Source organism: Labrenzia sp. 5N (assembly GCF_012395805.1).
GTDB classification, from domain to species: Bacteria; Pseudomonadota; Alphaproteobacteria; order Rhizobiales; family Stappiaceae; genus Roseibium; species Roseibium algicola.
Genome location: NZ_JAAZTM010000015.1, coordinates 58,641 through 64,640 on the forward strand (window position 1 = coordinate 58,641; position 6,000 = coordinate 64,640).

Here is a 6,000-nt window from a genome sequence, read left to right on the forward strand (position 1 = left end):
TGACCGTTCGAATGCTGAACTTTAGCGAAGTAGGAAATCCTTCTCGCTAGATTTCAGATATCTCCTGGATGGTAATTATGTCCTCTCAAATTGAAGACAATGAAGGTGAGCAACCGAAACGGTTGATCACCTTTGGCACTATGTTTGGCTTTGTGTCAGCAGTCGTTTTGGTCGACACGCTACTCCTCACCTTCGCGTTCCTAATTCTATGGGCGTTGGCTGGGTATTTCAGGCTTTCGTTGGTCCCATTTGCCATTCTCAATGCGTTGATCTTGATACCGACAGCCTGGGCATGTGCACGGGTTGGTATTCTGGCGTTCGAGGCCGAAACGGATCTGGCAAACAATTGAATCTCTTCCCAACACGATTGATCTGATGCTCGGGTCTACTGGTCCTACCTGCGCAAGGAGGTGCCGAGGCAAATCCGTCAAAGAAACGTCAGCAATTCGTTCGACGGCACAACTGCCTTCGGCCACGTGATTGCCGGCGTTCCGAGATCGAACCTGCAAGTGTACGAACTCATTGCATGGACTGAAGCAATTTGGCTGTGGTTGGCATTCGCTGCAGACTCGCGAAGATCCTCGTTCGCCACGCTGAACCGGATTCAATCGCCAGCTGGTACGCTTCAACCAGATCGTCGGGCCTGGTTTCGCTCAAGGCTTCGATCAGGAATGCCGCCTGCGCGCGGTCCTTGTGTGCTTTGAGCGCGTCAGGTCCGCCTTGTCTTCGGTCAGCGACAATCAGCTTGTGAACTGCAAAGCGTTCCGGCTTCGGGATTTGCACCAACACTCCAGATCTATACAGAAAGGGTACTCGAATTGGGTCGGCAATCAGGTAATTGAGAAAATGCAGACTTTGAGCGTTGACCCCTAGGGCTGGAAGATCGCGGATGCCTTCGTCTTCTTCAAATGAAGGCGTCAGGAATTCCACCAACGTCTGGCGATTTGACTGCCGCCAACGCCAGGTCTTGCCGCTCTCAAGCGTTGGCAATGGATCGAAGTGGAGTTCGGAAAACACCTCTTGCAACGGCGGTTCGACTGTATCAGCGAGAGCCAGGGACAAGCGCTCAAAACTCGCGATGTCGATATCGTCTGTTGTTGCCGATTGATCGAAACCAATCCGGACGCCAAGCTCTCCTTCATAGCAGCGAAAGGCATGCGTGCCGACGATCGTACCTCCCAGCCGAAAGACACCGGCTTTCGCCATTGCCGAGACAACCTGACCGGATCCTACATCCGCGAACAGATACCCTTCGGCCCGCAGCACACGCATCAACCTGGCTCGCTCGAGATCTGCCTGCTTGGCGGCATCTGCGATTTCAGTTTGCCGATTCAATCGGTTGCGCAGCTCGGAGGTGTCTTCTCCGAGGTAACGATCGACCGTTTTGTTCCCAAGTCGGTAGTGATCATACCAATAGGTTTTTGCGCCGACAGTTTTGCATCGAGGCACTCCTCGGAGGTCCGAAACAGCACGGTCAATCAAAGATCGTCGCAGGTCAGTCCAAGCTGCAATACCGATTGCGCTATGATAGCTCACGGACATATTTACCCCACATAATTTTCTCTGTGGGGTAAGTGTATCATCTTTCATACCCCACAAAATATTTTTTGTGGGGTATTGTTCAGAAACTGTTTCAGAATGAAAAAGCAGCGTGCTCGATTGTCAGGCGAATATCTTAAGAGCACGCTGCAGTTCTAGTGCACATTATCAAAGGTGCTCAGAAATATTACCGTAACTTTGCGAAAGTATAAATTTGTCAAAATTACGAATTTTATTTCTAAGTGTGACTGATGGTCGAAATATTTATATTTCTATTTATTGTTAATATAATATGTAAAACATTTTATCTAAATCATTTTTGAATATTAAACGCGTTGCAATTCCAGGATTAAAATCTCAAAATGATAGAAATGTCAGATTTGTTATTTTTAATAATGGCTTATTGATAATTCAAGGAGCGCGCGAGCACTTGGATATCTCAACTGTCAGTCAGTTTATTTCCGTAGGGTTAGTTGTTAATATTTACATATTGTTAAGACATTAATAGCGGTCGATGGTTCCGTGCATTCATTGCAACAAAATGACCTGGCCGGGTGTCTTTCGATATCCGACCAGGTCGATATGAGCTAGGGCGTACGTCCCCGCGTCGCCATCTATTGCGAGTAACTGATCAGAACACCCAGCCGGTAGTGATCCAGGTGACCTCCTGGTCACCTACATACACCCCGACCTGAGCCGCGGCATTTGGGTCGTCCGGATCGGCGTAAAACCACAGGTGGGCGTCTTTGCCGTCCTGTGTCTTGAAGTAATAGCCGGAGCCCTCGTTTTCCGAGTTGCGGAGGTCCGCGGCAGGGAAGATCTCGTTGTAACTTCCGTGAACCAGGATTGCCCCTTCGCGAAGGCAGACTTCCAATACCGGCTTACCCGCATCGTTGATGATCAGGCTTTCTGGCCCAGTGTCGAACTCCAGATAGTCATCGACACGTTCTAGAGCGATCACCTTTCCTGTTGCCGGGCACACATCCTCTTCCGAGGCCTTTTCCAGAGGCTGCTCCAGGGTAAGTTGCACGTGAACGGACAGCGTGCCTTCGGTATAGGGCAGCTGCTTGTTCGCCGTTTTGGTGCGCACAAAATTGGTAATGTCGATCAGTGCATCGCTCAACTGCACGTTTTCTTTGGCCGTCAAAACAGAAGAGAAAGCTTCCATAAACGGGCTGTTATTGCCCTCGCCGTCATATGCCCGGTGGTTCGGCTGAGCGGAGTAGATCACCATCAGATCCTGAAGCTGATGGTTGACCCGGGACAACCCCTTCGCGCTGGGATCAAAGATCTTTTCGAGCGAACGAGTGGAAGCAAACGGGTTGTCGCGACAAGCATCGACAATGAGCAACTTGACCTTCGCGCTCTGCGCATAAGCGGCCAGAAATTCTTCCATTCGTACGGCAGTGTTCTCGAAAGTTGCCTTGTTTTCGGCGCCCGTGTCTGTTGCCAGCAGGTAGTTTACGTTGCCCGCCTGTACCCCGTGGCCCGCAAAGAAGATGGCCGCGACTTCCGCCCCTTTCGAAGCTGTTTGGAAATTTCGAAGGGCATGTCGCAGACTCTCCGTGTCGGCATCCAGAACTACCTGACTCTCGAAACCGAGGGCTGAGAACGTTCGGCCCGCCAAATCAGCATCGCGGACCGGATTGTCGAGAGGACTAACATTTAAGTAGTGCGAGTTGCCGATGATCAGTGCCACCTTCTGTGCAGCCTCGGCAGACGGTAACGCCATGAAGGACAGAAGAAGACTTGTCAGAACCGCGAGAAGACACTTCATAGTCACTAGGCTCCCGTTCCGCCAAATGAGTATCCGCAGATCTGCGCGGATGCAGGTAAGCTTAACCGGCGGATTGGTTGAGAACCACATACAACGTGGAGTGAACCGCTATTTTTGTTTCAGACTTTGAACAGCGAAATCAAGGCGCGTAACTGCTGCAGCTCCGGTGATAAAATTTCTATGTGACTGCACCCGGCTAGGAAAACTGCTTCGATCAATCGGAAGTTCAGCTCAAATTGAAGCGCCATAAGTTTATCGGGACATCCCTTTCGATTTCCGAGGCCTAATCTGACGTGTGCGGATTTTTTTCGGTTCCTGTCCAGTGATAATCTGGAGGTATGACTTCTGCAGCTCGAGCGCTTCGCGGGCCTCGGCATCGACACCGGCCTGTTGCTCCAGAAACCGGCGCCAGGACACCCGCTTGCCGGTGTGACCTCCGGTCATGCGTTTCCAGGCGGGATGTCGTTCGAGGCGCGGATCGAGCGGACGGCGGCGGTATTTGGATCTGGATTTTGTCGGATCAACGAGCCGGTCCTGTTTGCGATAAGGGCCGTACTTGTCTTCAAGGTTCTTTTTCGAAAACAGCCGATCAACGGCGCTGGCTTTTTCCATGGTGCCGGTGCCGATGTCGCGGAACACGAACCCAGCCCCACGCCGGCGAAGTTCAACGCCGTAGAGCGCAAAACCCTCGTGCAATTCCTCCCAGGTTTCTGCTACTCGACGGATCACGAGCAGCTCAGTAGTTGTCCTAAAGAATATCCGAAGTTGTCGCCACATATCAAAATACGTTGGGTATTGTACGAACTTGTAGTCACTCATCCAAACAAGTCATTGAATTGAATGAGTTTTGACAAGAGATATCGAGAATTTTCTAATTTTCTGGTTGTGCAAAGAGGTTTCAGGAGAAGCGTTTAATTTTGCGCCAATCAGTAAAAACGAAACATTCAGGTCAATATTATTCGAGATTTATCAAAAAATATAAGAGTACACCATTTTGAAGACGTCGGAGAAATGAGGATTTTTAAGGGGGCGCTCGCTAACTTTCCCGCACTCTGCTGTACCATTTTTCGTATGGCGACAAGACTGGTTTGGAGCCGAGAGCCGACGGTCGGGTTTTGGAATTTTGCGTCCTTAGTCCGAAATTCGTTAGGACAATTTCTGTGGTAACTTTCGGCCCTTTGCGGACTTTCGACAATCTGTTTCGATGCTGCGGTTGCAGCCCACTTTGCAGTCATTCGCTGGTTATTTGCGACAGCTCATGCCCCTTCAGTCACGGCGCTCAGGCTAGGCGACTTGCGCGCATAACCAGATTGAAGGAACTTGGGTGGTGTAATGAAGAGTGGCCGACGCTTGTGTATCCAAAGAGAACACCGCAAGAACCGAGCTTACCTGGGCACACTTGTCGACATGCAGGCTCGATCAGCGCAATTAGTGAAACAAGTCTCGATAACATAGGGGCAAAGCGGTGCCGCGTAACGACGAATACCTTTTGAATGGGATAATTGAACAGTATCCGATTGAAGGCTCTGTTAATTTGGATATTGGCGAGCGATTTGAATTGTTCTGTCTAGAACAAATCTTAAAGAGTTACGACCTTAGCGGAGACGAGCTAAAGAGCGGTCACACTGATGGTAGAGACGACGGCGGGATCGACGGATGCTATCTTTTCATCAATGGCCACTTGTGCGGCGGTGACGAAGGTTCTCTACCTAAATCTGGCGCTCGGATGGAAGTGTTCTTGATCAATTGTAAGCACCACAATACTTTCAAGGAAGCTACTCTCAATACTATTGTCGCCACTCTACAAGAATTATTTGACTTAAGCCTTTCGGAAGAACAGCTTGCTGGCAGCTACAACAAAAAAATCCTCGAGTTTAGAAGGCTGTTTTCGAAATCCTATCGGAAGTTGGCCATTCAAAGGCCGGTGCTTTCGTTCAGAGTAGTATACGCATCACGCGGAAACACTGATCAACTTGGAGAAAGTGTAAGTGCCAGAGCAGATCAGATTGAGCGGATACTTCTTGAACTGTTTAGCGAAGCAAAATGCGATTTTGATTTTATGGGAGCGCCGGAGCTGGTTGAGCTCTTTCGCCAGACCAAAACATTCACTCTCGAAATCCCTTTCTCAGGTCAGGTGTCAGGCGATGTCGATGGCCACATAATTCTCTGCAAGCTAAAAGACTACTTCAACTTCATTACTGATGAAAACGGAAATCTACGCAGGTATTTGCTGGATTCAAATGTCCGCGATTATTTAGGTGAAAACAAAGTCAACCTCGACATAACAAACACGCTTACCAACAACCAAGGACCCGACTTCTGGTGGCTCAACAACGGAGTTACTATTCTTGCTACCAAGGCCACGATCACGGGAAAGTCGATGGTGATGCAGGACATTCAAATTATCAACGGCCTTCAAACCTCAGAAACAATTTTTAATCACTTCTCGAGCGGGTCGGAAGTCTCAGCGGACAAGAGCATTTTTATTAAGGTGGTAGTTTCTGAGGATACCGAGCTAAGGGATCAAATTATTGTAGCATCCAACAATCAGAGCACTGGTAATCATCCCATTTTTGGTGGGTTTTAAAACTGGACTTCAGGCTGCTGTTTTCAGTTTCATTGCAGGCGTTATACCGCCGATGGCCATGTTGGGCCGCTCGTTGTTGTATGTCCATAGCCAGCGT

The 6,000-nt window shown here is 49.4% G+C and carries 5 protein-coding genes; 2 read left to right on the forward strand and 3 right to left on the reverse strand.

Translation table 11 applies throughout. The features are described from left to right. Positions 1-77: 77 nt before the first annotated feature. Positions 78-350 carry a hypothetical protein gene (locus tag HEP89_RS15775; protein ID WP_168692468.1) on the forward strand — a complete coding sequence of 91 codons (273 nt, stop codon included), beginning with the start codon at positions 78-80 and terminating at the stop codon, positions 348-350. 169 nt (positions 351-519) lie between these two features. On the opposite strand, the gene HEP89_RS15780 is transcribed toward HEP89_RS15775, so the two are convergent. From HEP89_RS15780 to HEP89_RS15790, 3 genes are all read right to left on the reverse strand, one after another. Then, positions 520-1,542 carry a GSU2403 family nucleotidyltransferase fold protein gene (locus HEP89_RS15780; protein WP_168692469.1) on the reverse strand — a complete coding sequence of 341 codons (1,023 nt, stop codon included), beginning with the start codon at positions 1,540-1,542 and terminating at the stop codon, positions 520-522. Positions 1,543-2,170: 628 nt separating this feature from the next. Next, the gene (locus tag HEP89_RS15785; RefSeq protein ID WP_168692470.1) at positions 2,171-3,238 is read right to left on the reverse strand and encodes a caspase family protein; all 1,068 of its coding nucleotides are present in this window, start codon (positions 3,236-3,238) and stop codon (positions 2,171-2,173) included. A gap of 330 nt (positions 3,239-3,568) precedes the next feature. Then, complete coding sequence (locus tag HEP89_RS15790; RefSeq protein ID WP_168692471.1) at positions 3,569-4,135, reverse strand: hypothetical protein; 567 nt, start codon at positions 4,133-4,135, stop codon at positions 3,569-3,571. 646 nt (positions 4,136-4,781) lie between these two features. Between HEP89_RS15790 and HEP89_RS15795 the strand changes: the two genes are divergently transcribed. Further along, entirely contained in the window at positions 4,782-5,903 is a 1,122-nt protein-coding gene (locus tag HEP89_RS15795) for an AIPR family protein (protein ID WP_168692472.1), read from the forward strand. Positions 5,904-6,000: the final 97 nt, after the last annotated feature.